Genomic DNA, 12115 nt, shown 5'->3' with positions numbered 1-12115 from the left:
GGTCACTCCCACCGGAACCAGCGGACCGCGACACCGGTCAGCAACGCCGTCCACAGCGCGGTGACCCCGATGGCGGTCCAGCCCGGCCAGCCGCCCGCCGCCGCCCGGTCCAGTGCCTCGGACGCCGCGCCGAACGGGGTGAAGCCCACGATGCGCTGGAGCATGTCCGGCATGGCCTGCACCGGCAGCCACACCCCGGCGGTGAACATCGCGGGGAAGAAGACGACCGAGCCGATCGCCGTCGCGATCTTCTGCGTACGGGAGACCGCGCAGACGGTCGCGCCGAGTGCCAGCGCGCCTGCCGTGGTGAGGACGAGGGCAAGGAGGTAGCCGACGGGCTGCCGGGGCAGTTCGACGCCGTAGGCGATCCGCCCGACGGCGAGGGCGAGCAGCGCCGAGAGCAGGGCCGCGGCGCCGTGCAGCACGAGCTGCGCGGTGAGAAGCGCGGCCGGGCGCACCGGTGTGGTCGACATCCGGCGCAGGATGCCGCGTTCCCGGTAGCCGGTGAGTACGGGCGGCATGGCCTGGAGCCCGGCCACGATCATGGCGAGGAGCACGGCGACGGGGACGTACAGATCGATGACGCGCCGGCCGCCGAGGTCGTCGGAGACCACCCGGAAGGACGGGACGAGGCCGAGGATCGTGAGCAGGACGGAGGGGAACACGAGGATCCAGAAGAGGCTGCCGGGTTCGCGGGTGAAGAGCCGCGACTCGGTCCTCAGGACGGCGGCTGCGGGAGACGGCATGTCAGATCTTCTCCTCAGTGAGGTCCAGGAACGCGTCGTCGAGGGTGGCCTCGGTGACGCGGAGCTGGTGGGCGGTGACGCGATGGCGGGCGAGGAGCGTGATCACGGCGTTGGCCGTCTCGTCGGTGCCGTGGATGACGACCCGGCCTTCCCTGGTCTCGACGGAGGCCGCTCGGGGCAGTCCGGCCAGGTCGGCCTCGTCGAGGGGCCGTGACGGGGTGAAGGAGATGACGGTGCCGCCGCCGGTGCGGCGGATGAGGCCCGACGGCGTGTCGAGTGCGGCGATCCTGCCCCTGTCGATGACGGCGATCCGGTCGCAGAGCCGCTGAGCCTCCTCCATGAAGTGCGTGACCAGGAGGACGGTGACGCCGCCGGCCCGGACTTCCTCGATCAGGCTCCAGGTGTCACGGCGGGCCCGCGGGTCGAGTCCGGTGGTGAGCTCGTCGAGGACGACCACGCGGGGGTTGCCGATCAGCGCGAGCGCGATGAACAGCCGCTGCTTCTGGCCGCCGGAGAGCTTCGCGAAGCGGGTGGTCAGCTTGCCGGTGAGTCCGAGCCGTTCGGCGAGCGGCCGCCAGTCGGCGGGCTCCGGGTAGAACGCGGCGTACAGCTCCAGGGCCTCCCGCACGGTCAGCTTCGGCTGCAGTTCGCTCTCCTGGAGCTGCGCGCCGAGGATGCGCGTCACGCGGTCGTGGTCGGTCACCGGGTCGAACCCGGCGACGCGGACCGTGCCCGCGTCGGGCAGCCTCAGTCCCTCGACGCATTCGACGGTGGTGGTCTTGCCCGCGCCGTTGGGGCCGAGGATCCCGAAGATCTCGCCCTGCTCGACGCGGAAGGTCACTCCGTCCACCACCGGCCGGCCGGCGTAGGACTTGCGCAGTCCCTGCACTTCGACAATCGCCATGGGTACGAGGGTGCTGGCCGGCGTCCGTGCGCGGTATCGGCCGACGCGCTCGAAGACGCATCAGCCGATCGGTTGATGGGCCGTACGACCTCGCGGGGGCGCGAAAACTCGGTGGGCTCTGTCAGTGGTGAACCGTAGGCTCGCTCCTGATGTCCACCACAGCTGCAGTCACCCACGATGACCGGTCCGCCGTCCGCTCACTGCTCCGGCTGTGGCCGTACGTACGGCCGGTGCGGGCCCGGCTGTTCACCGCGGCGTGCGTCGCGGTCGTCGCGTCCTGTCTGAGCCTGGTGATCCCCCTGGTCCTCAAGTGGATGGTGGACGGGCCGGTCGCGGAGCGGGACACCGGCGGGGTGTGGCTGGGGGCGCTGTATCTCCTGCTGCTCGGCCTCGCGGAGGCGGTGCTCTTCGGCTTCCGGCGGTGGCTGGTGGCCCGCCCGCTGGCCGGGGTGGAGGCCGCCATGCGCGCCGACCTGTTCCGGCATCTGCAGCGTCTGCCGGTGGCGTTCCACGACCGGTGGGCGTCGGGACAGTTGCTGTCGCGCGGGACGACGGATCTGATGCTGCTGCGGATGTTCCTCGCGTTCCCGCTGACGTTCCTGTTCGTCAACGGGGTGACGATCCTCGTCGGCGCGGGGATTCTGCTCGCCCAGGAGTGGACGCTGGGGCTGATGCTGCTGGCGCCGGTCGCCCCGCTGGTGTTCGTGGTCGCGAGGTTCGAGAGGCGCTACTCGACGGTCGCGCGGACGGCGCAGGACCAGGTCGGCGATCTGACGACGGTCGTCGAGGAGAGCGTGCTCGGCATCCGCATCGTCAAGGGCTTCGGCCGGCACCGCAGCCAGGCGGCTGCCTTCCGCGCTCTGGCCGGGCGGCTGCGCGGCACGGAGCTGGTCAAGGCCCGGCTCCTGGGGGGCATCTGGGCGACCATCATGATCATCCCCGAACTGGCGATCGGTGCGGCGCTGGTCGCCGGCACGATGCAGGTCGCGGACGGCACGCTGTCGGCCGGCACCCTCGTCGCCTTCCTGTCCACGGCGCTGGCGCTGCGCTGGCCGGTGGACGCGATGGGGTTCCTGCTCGCGATGAGTCAGGAGGCGGCGACGGCCACGGACCGGTACTTCGAGGTCCTGGACGCGGCGGAGGAGTCCGACGGGGAGGAAAGGCCCTTCTCCCGGCCCGGCCGGGGCGGGGCGGCCGCCGGTGGACTGCGGTTCGAGGGGGTCGAGTTCCGCTTCCCCGACGCGTCCGCGGACGCGGCACCCGTGCTGAGAGGCATCGATCTGCACATCCGCCCCGGGGAGACCATGGCCCTCGTCGGAGGCACGGGCAGCGGCAAGACGACGCTGACCGCGCTCGTGCCACGGCTGTACGAGGTGACCGGCGGGCGGATCACCCTGGACGGGCGCGACATCACCGCGATGCCCCGCGAGGAGCTTCGCCGGCTGGTGTCGATGGCCTTCGAGGAGCCGACGCTCTTCTCGGCGAGCGTCGGGGAGAACGTGCGGATGGGCGACGAGGACGCGGGGGACGAGGAGGTGCGGCGGGCACTGGACGTGGCACAGGCCGGGTTCGTGGAGTCATTGCCGCAGGGCGCCCGCACCCAGGTCGGTGAGCAGGGCCTCAGCCTCTCGGGCGGTCAGCGGCAGCGGCTCGCGCTCGCGCGTGCGGTCGTCGGGCGACCGCGGTTCCTGGTGCTCGACGACCCGCTGTCGGCGCTCGACGTGCACACGGAAGCGCTGGTGGAGGCCGCGCTGCGGCGCGTCCTGGAGCACACCACCGCCCTGGTCGTGGCGCACCGGCCGTCCACGGTGCTGCTGGCCGACCGGGTGGCGCTGCTGTCGGGCGGCCGTATCGCCGCCGTCGGCACGCATCACGAACTGCTGCGGGACAACGCCGAGTACGCCTGGCTGATGTCGGGCGATCACGCCGAGGAGCGAGCCCGATGACCTCATCGACGGACACGACGCCGCAGCCGGACGCGGACGGGGCGGCGGACGGGAGCACCGCGGTCGGCGCCTCCACGGCCGTCGGTTCCGCGGTCGCCGGTTCCGCGGTCGCCGGTTCCGCCGGCGGTGGACACAAGGACACCCGACGAGCGAGCACGCCGGACGCAGACGCCGACACCGACGCGGACACGGACACGGACACGGACAAGGGTGATCCCTTCGACCGGGACTCCCTGCCCACGCCAGAGGGCGCCACCGGAGCGCTGCTGCGGTCACTGCTGGCGCCCCGCCGTGCCCGTGTCGTCCTCGCCGCGCTGCTCCTGTTCCTGCAGCAGGCCGCCGCGCAGGCGGGCCCGTTGCTCGTCGCGTACGCCATCGACAGCGGTGTGCCCGCGCTGCGACGCGGCGACCACGGGCCCCTCGTGGTGGTCGGCGCCGGGTACGCCGTGTGCGCGGTCGCGTCCGGCGCGTTCCAGTACGCCTTCATCCGCGCCGCAGCGCGCGTCAACCAGGACGTCCTGCTCGATCTGCGCGGCCGCATCTTCCGGCACGCCCAGGCGCTCAGTGTGGACTTCCACGAGCGGTACACCTCGGGGCGGCTGATCTCCCGCTCCACCACCGATGTCGAGTCACTGCGCGAGCTCCTCAGCGAGGGACTGCAGGAGCTCATCGGCGTCGTCCTGGCCTTCGTCTACATCTCGGCGATGCTGCTCTGGCTGGACCTCGGCATCGGCGGCCTCGCCGTCCTCAGCTTCGTACCGCTGTATCTGCTCGTGCGGCTCTACCAGCGCCGGGCCGGAGTCGTGTTCGCCGAGCGGTCCACCGCGATCGCCGCCGTCATCGTGAAGTTCGCGGAGACGATGAACGGCATCCGGCCGGTGCGCGCCTTCCGCCGTGAGCGCGCGAACGACGAGCGCTTCCGTGTGCTGAACGAGCGGCACGCCCGCAGCAACGGCGACGCGCTGCTGGAGATGGCCCGCTATGTCGTCGGCTCCCGGCTGGTGGCGAACACCGCGGTGGCGGGCATGGTGCTGTGGGGCGCGTACCGGGTGACCGAGGGGACGCTGGCGCTCGGAGTGCTGGCGGCCGCCGTGCTGTACCTGCGGCGGCTGTACGACCCGATCGACCGGCTCGGCATGTTCCTCAACTCCTACCAGTCGGCGGCCGCGTCGCTGGAGAAGATCGCGGGCCTGCTGGCCCAGCGGCCGTCCGTGCCGGAGCCCGAGCGCCCCTCGCGGCTGCCGGCACGCACCGGCGCCGGCCCGGCCGCGGGACCCGACCGGGAAGGTGCCGCGGGACCCGGCCGGGAGGTGGTCTTCGAGGACGTCCGGTTCGCCTACCGCACCGGCGGCGAGGTCCTCCCCCGCTTCGCGCTGACGATCCCGGCCGGCCAGACCGTCGCGGTCGTCGGCTCCACCGGCGCGGGCAAGTCCACGCTCGCGAAGCTGCTGGCCCGCTTCTACGACCCGACGGAGGGGCGCGTCCTCCTCGACGGCGTCGACCTGCGCGAGCTGGCCACGCCGGAACTGCGCCGCGGGGTGGTGATGGTGACCCAGGAGGCGTTCCTGTTCTCCGGCACGGTCGCGGAGAACATCGCGATCGGCCGGCCGGACGCGACCCGTGAGGAGATCGAGCAGGCCGCGAAGGAGATCGGCGCGCACGACTTCATCTGCGGGCTGCCGGACGGCTACGACACGGACGTACGCAAGCGCGGCGGCCGGATCTCGGCCGGCCAGCGCCAGCTCGTCGCCTTCGCGCGGGCGCTGCTCGCCGACCCGGCGGTCCTGATCCTCGACGAGGCGACGAGCTCCCTGGACATCCCGGGCGAGCGGGCCGTGCAGCGCGCGATGAACACGGTGCTGAGCGGCCGTACGGCGATCGTCATCGCCCACCGGCTGTCGACGGTCGAGATCGCCGACAGGGTGCTGGTGATGGAGCACGGCCGGATCGTCGAGGACGGCGCGCCGGCCGGACTCATCGGTGGAACGGGGCGGTTCGCGGGGCTGCACCGGGCGTGGCAGGAGAGCCTGGTCTGACGTCGCCTGCTCCAGCGGGTGCCCATGGCGGGTCCGGCGTGGCGAGCCTCGCGCCCGGGAGGCGGCACGGCCCGTAGCTTCCCTGGAGGCAACGTGTCGGCGGTGCGTCGCGGGAGGTCCTCATGCCGGGTATCGGATGGCAGGCAGCGGCGGGACTGGCGGGGCTGATGATGCTGTCCGTACCGGCCGCCTCCGCCTCCCCGTCGGCCTCCTCCCCCGTCTCCCCGCCCGCCAGGGCGGCGTTCGCCTATGTCGCCGACCTCGGCTCGGACACCGTCTCGGTGATCGACACCCGCACCAACGCGGTCGTCGACACCGTCCCCGTCGGCAGCGGACCCGACAGCGTGGCCGTCTCCCCGGACGGATCGCGCGTCTACGTCACCAACTCCGCGGCGGACACGGTCTCCGTCATCGACGCCCGCACGAACGACGTCACGGACACCATCGGTGTCGGCGACGAACCGAGCCGGGTGACGGTGTCCCCGGACGGCCGCCGCGTGTACGTCGCCAACGTCGCCTCGGACGACGTGTCCGTGATCGACACCCGCACCGGCACGGTCGAGGACACCATCGACGTGGGCGACTTCCCGCTGGGCCTGGCGGTACTGCCGGACGGCTCCGCGCTCTACGTCGCGAACGCCGGCAGCGACGACGTCTCGGTCGTCCGTACCGCGACCAACACGGTCGTCGGCACCGTCCCCGTGGGCAGCGGACCCACCGGACTGGCGATCACCCCGCGCGGCTCCCGGGTCTACGTCACCAATCTCACCTCGGACGACGTGTCGGTGATCGACGTCCGCACCGGCAGGGTCGTCGACACCGTCGACGCCGGCGACGAGCCCAGCGGACTGGTGGTGCTGCCGGACGGCCGGCACGTGTACGTCGCCAACTTCGGCTCGGGCGATGTGACAGTGATCGGCACCCGCACCGACCGGGTCCTCGCCACCGTCCCCGTCGGCGACGGCCCCAACGGCGTCGCCGTCACGCCTGACGGCTCCCGCGTCCACGTCACCAACGCCGACACGGACGACGTGTCGGTGATCGACACCGCGACCGACGCCGTCACGGCCACGATCGACGTCGGCGACAGCCCCACCGGAGTGGCGATCACCCCGGCAAGGCGGCGCGATGGCCACCGGAGCCGCTCCGCGCCCGCGGCTGCCGGGGCCCTGCGGTGAACAACGGATCCCGCTCCTCCGCATGTCTGACGCCTTTTCAGACAATCCCCACGCAGCCCGCGCCCTCGCCCGGCGCGGGGAGTGCCGACCGCGGCCGAACCGGAATCACCGGCGCCGCAGGACAGCGGTTCCGTCGGGCGGTGGGGTGAGGGCATGGAACGGGCCACGTTCGAGGACATCGCGACGTGTGACGCGTACCCTCTGCTCACCGCTCTCTTCGAGCGGGACGTGTGCGGCCCGGATCCTGGCACGCTCCTCGGATTCGGGCTGGCCCGCCCGTTCGGCGACGCCGCCGTGAAGATCCATGAAACGTCCGCTTAACGAACACGGGCTTTCACACAACGGACGCATTCCGGCCATTCTCTTGACGCGCTCCTGACAGCAGTTGTCTGTTCCTGCGACTCTTCCATCGATCCACGCACCACATGCTCCGTCGCTCTGCCGGACGGCCCACCCAGCCGCCCGTAACCCCCCTCGCAGAAGGAGTTCGCGTGAGACCCACGCCCAGCCGTCGCGCGTCCGCGACCGGCGCTCTGCTCGCAGCCGCAGCCCTCCTGGCCGTCGGAGTCCAGTCCGGCGCCGCCTCCGCGGCACCCGATGCCGCCCCGGCCGCCCCCAAGCAGCAGGCCGCCTCGGCGGCCGACCCCGGCGCGCTGCCCGCGCAGCTCTCCCCCGCCCAGCGGGCGGAGCTCATTCGCGCCGCCACCGCCACCACGGCGGCCACCGCCGCCGAACTCGGCCTCGGCGCCCAGGAGAAGCTCGTCGTCCGCGATGTCGTCCAGGACCGGGACGGCACCACGCACACCCGCTACGAGCGCACCTACGCGGGCCTGCCCGTCCTCGGCGGTGACCTGGTCGTCGCCGAGACCAAGGCCGGACGGACCGAGTCCGTCACCAAGGCGTCCGCGGCCGTGCTGAAGAACGTCGACACCAGCGCGGACGTCACCCCTGCCGCCGCCACACGGCAGGCCGTCGCCGCCGCCCGTTCCGAGGGCTCGAAGGAGACGGCCGCCGACCGGGCGCCGCGCAAGGTCGTCTGGCTGGCCCAGGGCAAGCCGGTTCTCGCGTACGAGACCGTCGTCGGCGGCCTGCAGCACGACGGCACGCCCAACGAGCTGCACGTCGTCACCGACGCCACCACCGGCAAGAAGCTCTACGAGTGGCAGTCGATCCACCAGGGCACCGGCAACACGATGTACAGCGGCCAGGTCACGCTCGGCACCGCGCCGTCGTACACCCTGACCGACACCGGACGCGGCAACCACAAGACGTACAACCTCAACCGCGGCACGTCCGGCACCGGCACCCTGTTCTCCGGCTCCGACGACATCTGGGGCGACGGCACCGCGCAGAACGCCGAGACGGCCGGGGCCGACGCGCACTACGGCGCGGCGCTCACCTGGGACTACTACAAGAACGTGCAGGGCCGCTCCGGCATCAAGGGCGACGGCGTCGGCGCGTACTCCCGGGTCCACTACGGCAACAACTACGTCAACGCCTTCTGGTCCGACAGCTGCTTCTGCATGACGTACGGCGACGGCTCCGGCAACGCCAAGCCGCTCACGTCGATCGACGTGGCCGCGCACGAGATGACGCACGGCGTCACCTCCAACACCGCCAAGCTCGTCTACAGCGGGGAGTCCGGCGGCCTCAACGAGGCGACGTCCGACATCTTCGCGGCCGCCGTCGAGTTCTACGCCAACAACCCCCAGGACAAGGGCGACTACCTGGTCGGGGAGAAGATCGACATCAACGGCGACGGCACCCCGCTGCGCTACATGGACAAGCCCAGCAAGGACGGTGCCTCCAAGGACGCCTGGTACTCGGGCCTCGGCGGCATCGACGTGCACTACTCCTCGGGCCCGGCGAACCACTGGTACTACCTGCTCTCCGAGGGCAGCGGCGCCAAGAGCATCAACGGCGTGAACTACGACTCGCCGACCTCGGACGGTCTGCCGGTCACCGGGATCGGCCGCGACAAGGCCTCCCTGATCTGGTTCAAGGCGCTCACCACGAAGTTCAACTCGACGACCAACTACGCGGCTGCGCGCACCGGCACGATCGCGGTCGCGACCGAGCTGTACGGCGCGGCCAGCGCCGAGGTCAAGTCCGTCACCGACGCCTGGGCGGGCATCAACGTCGGCTCCCGGCCCGGCGGCGGCGACCCCGACCCGGGCACCGTCTTCGAGAACACCGCGGACGTCTCCATCCCGGACAACGGCGCGGCGGTCACCTCCTCGGTCACCGTCTCCGGCCGCTCGGGCAACGCGCCGAGCGCCCTCAAGGTCGGCGTGGACATCATCCACACCTGGCGCGGTGACCTGGTCGTCGACCTGGTCGCCCCGGACGGGACGGTCTACAACCTGAAGCCGTTCAGCTCCTCCGACTCGGCGGACAACGTGCAGACGACCTACACGGTCAACGCCTCCTCCGAGGTCGCCAACGGCGTCTGGAAGCTGCGCGTCCAGGACCGGGCGGCGTACGACACGGGCTACATCAACAGCGTCAAGCTCACCTTCTGAGCCGACGCGCAACCGAGGCTGCCCGGGGGCCCTTGCCCCCGGGCAGCCTCCGCGTTTCGGACCGCGGCTTCCGAAGGACGCGCCGCGTCAGCGCATCAGCACCCCCGCGCCCTCCGCCGTCGTCCCCGTCGGCAGCGCCACCAGCCCGAGGTCGGCGCCGTGCGGCAGCAGCGGATGGGCGGGCAGCACACGGACCGTGTAGCCGAAGGGCCCGGTGCGGTCGAGCGCGAGCGGGCCCTCGTAGATCCGGCGGCCGGTCCCGTCGGGACCTCCGGGAGCCGGCTTCAGCGGGAAGGTCTGGGCGTCGCCGATCGCGTCGTCCGGGTCGACCCGCCCCGCCACGGCCTGCACCTCCACGTCCTCCGGCTGGAGTGCGCCGAGGGTGACACAGACGCGCAGGGCGAGTGTGGATCCCAGCTCCGCCGTGCCCACGGCCGCGCCCGCCTCGACATGGTCGACGGAGACACCGGGCCAGGCCACCCGCACCCGGCCCTTCCAGCGGGCCAGTTCACGGGCGGTCTCCCCGTCCAGGGCGAGTGCACGATGGGCGCCGGCCGCCGGAGCGTAGAGCCGGTCCACGTACTCGCGCACCATCCGGTCCGCCAGCACCTTCGGTCCGAGCGAGGTGAGCGTGCGGCGGACCATCTCGACCCAGCGGCCCGGAAGCCCGTCCGCGTCCCGGCCGTAGAACAGCGGCGCGATGCGCTCCTCGATCAGCCCGTACAGCGCGGCGGCCTCCAGATCGTCCCGGCGGTCCTCGTCGTCCGCGGCGCTGCCGTCGGCCGTGGGCACGACCCAGCCGAAGTCGGGCTCGTACCACTCGTCCCACCAGCCGTCGAGCACCGAGAGGTTGAGCCCGCCGTTGAGGGCGGCCTTCATTCCGCTGGTGCCGCACGCCTCCAGCGGCCGCAGCGGATTGTTGAGCCACACGTCGCAGCCCGGGTAGAGCGTGCGAGCCATCGCCATGCCGTAGTCGGGCAGGAAGACGATCCGGTGGCGCACCCGCGGGTCGTCCGCGAACCGCACCAGCTCCTGGACCAGCCGCTTCCCCCCGTCGTCCGCGGGATGCGCCTTGCCCGCGACGACGATCTGCACCGGCCGCTCCGGATGCAGCAGCAGCTCCATCAGCCGGTCGCGGTCGCGCAGCATCAGGGTGAGCCGTTTGTAGGCGGGAACACGGCGGGCGAAACCGATGGTGAGCACATCGGGATCCAGCACCCCGTCGATCCAGCCCAGTTCCGCGGTCCCGGCACCGCGCTGGCGCCAGGACGCGTACAGCCGCCGCCGTACCTCGTGCACCAGCTGCTCGCGCAGCTCCCGGCGCAGCTCCCACAGGTCGGCACCCGGTGTGGCGGCGAAGTCGTCGCCCAGAGCGAGCACCTCGGGCGCCACCCAGGTGGGGGCGTGGACCCCGTTGGTGACGGAGGTGATCGGGACCTCCGGTGCGTCGAAGCCCGGCCACAGGCCCTGGAACATCTCGCGGCTGACGGCGCCGTGCAGCGTCGAGACGCCGTTGGCGCGCTGCGCGAGGCGCAGGCCCATCACGGCCATGTTGAACACGTTGGGCTCGCCGCCCGGGTAGCTCTCCATGCCGAGGCGCAGGACCCGTCCGCCGTCCACCCCGGACAGCTCGCCGCCGTCGCCGAAGTGACGGGCGACCAGCTCACGGTCGAAGCGGTCGATCCCGGCCGGGACGGGGGTGTGGGTGGTGAACACGGTGCCGGCTCTGACCGCCTCGAGCGCGGCGTCGAAGTCGAGTCCGTACGGGAGGAGCTCACGGATCCGTTCGAGGCCCTGGAATCCGGCGTGGCCCTCGTTGGTGTGGAAGACCTCGGGCTCCGAATGGCCGGTGAGCCGGCAGTACGTGCGGACCGCGCGGACGCCGCCGATGCCGAGGAGCATCTCCTGGAGCAGCCGGTGCTCGCTGCCGCCGCCGTACAGCCGGTCGGTGACGTCGCGCTCGCCCGGCGCGTTCTCCTCGACGTCGGAGTCGAGGAGCAGCAGGGGTACGCGGCCGACCTGCGCCTGCCAGAGGTGGGCCCGCAGCGCCCGGCCGCCGGGCAGCGCGAGGGACACCTGGGCGGGTGCGCCGCCGGGCTCACGGAGCAGGGTCAGCGGCAGCTCGTCGGGGTCGAGGACGGGGTAGTGCTCCTGCTGCCAGCCGTCGCGTGACAGCGTCTGGCGGAAGTAGCCGTGCCGGTAGAGCAGCCCGACGCCGATCAGCGGGACACCGAGATCGCTGGCGGCCTTGAGGTGGTCTCCGGCGAGTATGCCGAGACCGCCCGAGTACTGCGGGAGCGCGGCGGTGATGCCGAACTCCGGCGAGAAGTACGCGACGGCCCCGGGCAGCGGCACCCCGTCGCCGGACTGCTCCTGGTACCAGCGGCGTCCGCGCAGATAGTCGTCGAGATCGCGGGCGGCGTCCTGGACGCGGACCAGGAAGTCCGGGTCGGTGGCGAGTTCCGCGAGCCGCCCCGCGGACACGGAGCCGAGCAGCCGCACCGGGTCGCCGCCCGCCGCCTGCCATCCGGCGGGGTCCGCGGTGCGGAACAGCTCCCGCGTCGGCGCATGCCACGACCAGCGCAGATTGCGGGCCAGCTCGCTGAGCGGGGCGAGGGGTTCGGGGAGGACGGGGCGGACGGTGAATCGACGAATGGCCTTCACAGGTCCCACCTTCGAAGCGGAGGTTCAGCCGGGGACGCACAGCGCTGTGCGTCCGCCCAACCCTTCGACCGTAGTGGCGTCGCGCGTTCAGCGACCACGGCGCGAGGAGGGCGCATCGG

Annotated in this window: 8 protein-coding genes; 5 read left to right on the top strand and 3 right to left on the bottom strand. The window is 72.2% G+C overall.

Translation table 11 applies throughout. The features are described 5' to 3' along the window. Positions 1 to 2: 2 nt before the first annotated feature. Both OG766_RS24940 and OG766_RS24935 read right to left on the bottom strand, forming a co-directional pair. Complete coding sequence (locus OG766_RS24940; protein ID WP_266383492.1) at positions 3 to 746, bottom strand: ABC transporter permease; 744 nt, start codon at positions 744 to 746, stop codon at positions 3 to 5. A 1-nt stretch (position 747) separates the two neighbouring features. After that, positions 748 to 1650, bottom strand: coding sequence for an ABC transporter ATP-binding protein (locus OG766_RS24935; RefSeq protein ID WP_328726241.1), 903 nt, complete (start codon positions 1648 to 1650; stop codon positions 748 to 750). Between the two features lie 149 nt (positions 1651 to 1799). Here OG766_RS24935 and OG766_RS24930 point away from each other — a divergent pair, with 149 nt between their 5' ends. From OG766_RS24930 to OG766_RS24910, 5 genes are all read left to right on the top strand, one after another. Beyond that, positions 1800 to 3596 carry an ABC transporter ATP-binding protein gene (locus tag OG766_RS24930; RefSeq protein ID WP_328726240.1) on the top strand — a complete coding sequence of 599 codons (1797 nt, stop codon included), beginning with the start codon at positions 1800 to 1802 and terminating at the stop codon, positions 3594 to 3596. After that, positions 3593 to 5632, top strand: coding sequence for an ABC transporter ATP-binding protein (locus OG766_RS24925; RefSeq protein WP_328726239.1), 2040 nt, complete (start codon positions 3593 to 3595; stop codon positions 5630 to 5632). Before OG766_RS24930 ends, OG766_RS24925 begins: the two co-directional genes overlap by 4 nt. A gap of 122 nt (positions 5633 to 5754) precedes the next feature. Beyond that, positions 5755 to 6810 carry a YVTN family beta-propeller repeat protein gene (locus tag OG766_RS24920; RefSeq protein ID WP_266383481.1) on the top strand — a complete coding sequence of 352 codons (1056 nt, stop codon included), beginning with the start codon at positions 5755 to 5757 and terminating at the stop codon, positions 6808 to 6810. Positions 6811 to 6963: 153 nt separating this feature from the next. Further along, positions 6964 to 7131, top strand: a complete 168-nt coding sequence (locus tag OG766_RS24915) for a hypothetical protein (protein ID WP_266383478.1) — start codon at positions 6964 to 6966, stop codon at positions 7129 to 7131. A gap of 170 nt (positions 7132 to 7301) precedes the next feature. Continuing rightward, positions 7302 to 9332 carry a M4 family metallopeptidase gene (locus tag OG766_RS24910; protein ID WP_328726238.1) on the top strand — a complete coding sequence of 677 codons (2031 nt, stop codon included), beginning with the start codon at positions 7302 to 7304 and terminating at the stop codon, positions 9330 to 9332. An 87-nt stretch (positions 9333 to 9419) separates the two neighbouring features. Here the strand turns inward: OG766_RS24910 and glgP are convergent, their stop codons facing one another. After that, entirely contained in the window at positions 9420 to 11996 is a 2577-nt protein-coding gene (glgP, locus tag OG766_RS24905) for an alpha-glucan family phosphorylase (RefSeq protein WP_328726237.1), read from the bottom strand. Between the last annotated feature and the right edge of the window lie 119 nt (positions 11997 to 12115).

Origin of the sequence: Streptomyces sp. NBC_00259 (assembly GCF_036181745.1) — a bacterium.
Lineage (GTDB): Bacteria > Actinomycetota > Actinomycetes > Streptomycetales > Streptomycetaceae > Streptomyces > Streptomyces pratisoli.
This window is presented reverse-complemented; position numbering and strand designations above follow the sequence as displayed.

Bases quoted from the DNA above. Each gene is read 5' to 3' on its own strand.
- OG766_RS24940 (WP_266383492.1), bottom strand. From the start codon at position 746: ATGCCGTCTCCCGCAGCCGCCGTCCTGAGGACCGAGTCGCGGCTCTTC.
- OG766_RS24935 (WP_328726241.1), bottom strand. From the start codon at position 1,650: ATGGCGATTGTCGAAGTGCAGGGACTGCGCAAGTCCTACGCCGGCCGG.
- OG766_RS24930 (WP_328726240.1), top strand. From the start codon at position 1,800: ATGTCCACCACAGCTGCAGTCACCCACGATGACCGGTCCGCCGTCCGC.
- OG766_RS24925 (WP_328726239.1), top strand. From the start codon at position 3,593: ATGACCTCATCGACGGACACGACGCCGCAGCCGGACGCGGACGGGGCG.
- OG766_RS24920 (WP_266383481.1), top strand. From the start codon at position 5,755: ATGCCGGGTATCGGATGGCAGGCAGCGGCGGGACTGGCGGGGCTGATG.
- OG766_RS24915 (WP_266383478.1), top strand. From the start codon at position 6,964: ATGGAACGGGCCACGTTCGAGGACATCGCGACGTGTGACGCGTACCCT.